This is a genomic window from Kordia sp., assembly GCF_045105435.1.
Lineage (GTDB): Bacteria > Bacteroidota > Bacteroidia > Flavobacteriales > Flavobacteriaceae > Kordia.
The window spans coordinates 1-2,947 of the sequence record NZ_JBGCDL010000228.1 but is presented as its reverse complement, the minus strand read 5'-3'; the positions used below and the strand labels follow the sequence as shown (position 1 = coordinate 2,947).

Genomic DNA, 2,947 nt, shown 5'->3' with positions numbered 1-2,947 from the left:
AGTTTTGGCAACATCATAATAAACCTATAGAGTTATGGAGTAACAAAGTAATTAAACAGAAAATAGAGTATATCCAATATTCATAACAATTCTATAGAAAATGGTTTTGTAACAAATCCAATCAATTGGAAATATTCAAGTACTAGAAATTATCAAGAAGATCATACTATTTTAGAAATAGATGACATCGGTTTCTTTGGTTAGATGATGGTATTGTATATTTTTAGCTTGTGTTTCGGCACTAGTATATACTAGCGCTAGCGTGGGAGCTACAAATTGGCAAATACACCAAAAAGTATGAAGATGCCGCGCAAGCTAAGTATCCTAATTTACCTAAAGATAAAGCTCTCCCTAAGTATTTGGATGAATTGATAGAAATCAAGAAAATAGATAAAGCCATTAATGATTTAGGGATAGAAATTCTTGTTCCTAAGAATAGATTGAGCCTAGAAGCAAGTAAGAAGAAAATGTTAAAAATATTTGATTCTTTAAGTACTGCAAAGGGAAGTAAAAAATTTAATCCAAATAAGAATGCTTTAAAAAAATTAGGAATAAAATTAGAAAAATCAAAAAATGGTCTCAGCGTAGATTTTGAAGGAACGAAATATTTATATAAAATAAAAGGAAAGGAAAAAAATATTGTTAAAATTAAACTGACAGGTAGTGATGTATTTGATTTTAAACTTGCTAATCATTTAGCAGGAATTAAAAGAAAACCAAAAGGTTATACTTGGCATCATCTAGATGACTATGATCCAGTTACTGGAATTTGTACAATGCAACTAGTAGAAACTCCTATTCATGTAGCTTGCATTCCTCATTATGGAGGTGTAAGAATATTAGAAATTTTCCTTAATTTTAAATATTTAACAAGAAGAAAATAATTATATTATTATGAAAATTATAGAAAGTGAAAAAAATATTAATATTATTGATATTAACAATTTAGAAGAAAAATATAATGTTGTCTTTCCAGAAAATTTCAAAAAATTATATTTAAAGTATAATGGTGGATTAGAAGAAACAGGAGAGGATATTGTTGATGAATTATATAGTATAAAATATGGAAAAAGCACTATAGAGATAGTTAGAGATTCATTGCAAATAAGCGAAAATAATATACCTTTATACTATTTATTATTTGCAACAACTGGCGTAGGTCACCAAATTGGAGTTAATCTTGAAGATGATTCAATAGTATTATTTAGAAAGGATGATTTAAAGCCTGAAGTTATTGCTAATTCTCTCGAAAATCTACTAAAAGTAAATTCTATAGAAGAGCTATAAAATATTTTTAACGCTACAAACCCCCACGCTAGCGCTAGTATTTACTAGTGCCGAGCATGAGTAAGAAAAGTAAAAGAGTAAACATAACAAAAAGCTATGCTAATTTTTTAGTGTAGCTTTTTGTATTTTAGAGAATATGAGTAGAAAATATAAGTTTCATAACAAGAATGGTTACTTTGGATCTTTGAGCGAGCAGGAAAAAAGAATGCAACTACAAGCAAATACCAGTTTTGGCAACATCATAATAAACCTATAGAATTATGGAGTAACAAAGTAATTCAAGAGAAAATAAGTTATATACACAACAATCCTGTAGAAGGTGGTTTTGTAACAAAACCAATCGATTGGAAGTATTCAAGTGCTTGAAATTATCAAGAAGATCATACTATTTTAGAAATAGATGACATCGGTTTCTTTGGTTAGATAATGGTATTGTATATTTTTAGCTTGTGTTTCGGCACTAGTATATACTAGCGCTAGCGTGGGAAGATGGTCATGTTGGGATAGTATTATCGAATAAAAATGGAATCATTACTCTTGTTAGCGCAGGTAGTAATAATGGAGTAAGAACTCGATTTACAGTAAACACAAAAACTGGAAGAATAGGATTTACTAAAATAACAATAAGAAGATATGAAGAAGATTAACAAGACTTTATTGGCTCTTTCTACTTTAGTTTTATTTACACAATGTAATAAGGTTGAGAAGAGTCTTGAAAGCAAAAAAAGTGAATTATCAAACCAAGTAAAAATATCAAAAACTTCTGATGATAAAAAAGACAAATTGGAAGTTGTATCTTTTGATAAAAGTGATCCTTATGCAAAATACTTTTTAAGCTTAGATACTGATGAGTATCATTTAGATTTTGATCTTAGATATGATAAGAAATTTATGTCTTTTTTTAACGATCCTTTAAAAGAGTATGACTTGGCTAAGAAACTATTAAAATATAATTTAATGTCTCAAAGAAAAAAACAAATCATTTTGATGAGTATGTATTCGTTACCATTAGATAAAAGATTAGAATTATTAGATTATTCTTATGAATTATTTAAACAAGAAATTTTTGATAGCACAACTCTTAATTACTCAATTGCCTGTCCTTCGTTTAAAAATAAACCAATTTTTTATATAGATTATAAAAATAAAGATCTAGTCAAAACTTTGAAGGAAATTAAATCTAATAAAAATGTTAAAAACAATGTTAAAACTAGGATTGATATGATTATTTCTGGAGAAATGTACAATAAAGGAGTTCAACAAGATTGGAAATGGGGACAGTATAAACCAAAAAATAAGAAGTAAAACTATTTTATATTTTCCTAAAAATAAAAACCGCTCACAAATTTGTGGGCGGTTTTGCTTTTCAGCATATTCAGTTTTTAAGCCATAGCTTATACGACTCATCAAATCCTATCCAATTGTTATTCATATCAAAACCACGATTAGCCAGTTCCCATCGGATCATTCGCTTAAGTGGAATCTTCGCATGAAGAATAAATCGTAATAATTCCCCACGCTAGCGCTAGTATGCACTAGTGCCGAGCATGAGTAAGAAAAGCAAAAAAGTAACCATAACAAAAAGCTATGCTAATTTTTTAGCGTAGCTTTTCGTATTTTAAAGATATGAGTAGAAAATATAAGTTTCATAACAAGAGTG

At 28.3% G+C, this 2,947-nt stretch carries 3 protein-coding genes and 1 pseudogene; all 4 read left to right on the top strand.

Translation table 11 applies throughout. The features are described 5' to 3' along the window. Positions 1 to 204: pseudogene (locus tag AB8B65_RS11855) on the top strand (transposase); the annotation flags it as partial. Between the two features lie 155 nt (positions 205 to 359). Continuing rightward, a complete protein-coding gene (locus AB8B65_RS11850; protein ID WP_405301237.1) occupies positions 360 to 884 on the top strand; it encodes an HNH endonuclease in 525 nt (174 codons plus the stop codon). Between the two features lie 10 nt (positions 885 to 894). Continuing rightward, the gene (locus tag AB8B65_RS11845; protein WP_405301236.1) at positions 895 to 1,287 is read left to right on the top strand and encodes an SMI1/KNR4 family protein; all 393 of its coding nucleotides are present in this window, start codon (positions 895 to 897) and stop codon (positions 1,285 to 1,287) included. A gap of 633 nt (positions 1,288 to 1,920) precedes the next feature. Continuing rightward, a complete protein-coding gene (locus tag AB8B65_RS11840; protein WP_405301235.1) occupies positions 1,921 to 2,592 on the top strand; it encodes a hypothetical protein in 672 nt (223 codons plus the stop codon). Positions 2,593 to 2,947: the final 355 nt, after the last annotated feature.

What these genes read in the sequence shown, in the direction of transcription:
- AB8B65_RS11845 (WP_405301236.1), top strand. Translation starts at nt 895, where the DNA reads ATGAAAATTATAGAAAGTGAAAAAAATATTAATATTATTGATATTAAC.
- AB8B65_RS11840 (WP_405301235.1), top strand. Translation starts at nt 1,921, where the DNA reads ATGAAGAAGATTAACAAGACTTTATTGGCTCTTTCTACTTTAGTTTTA.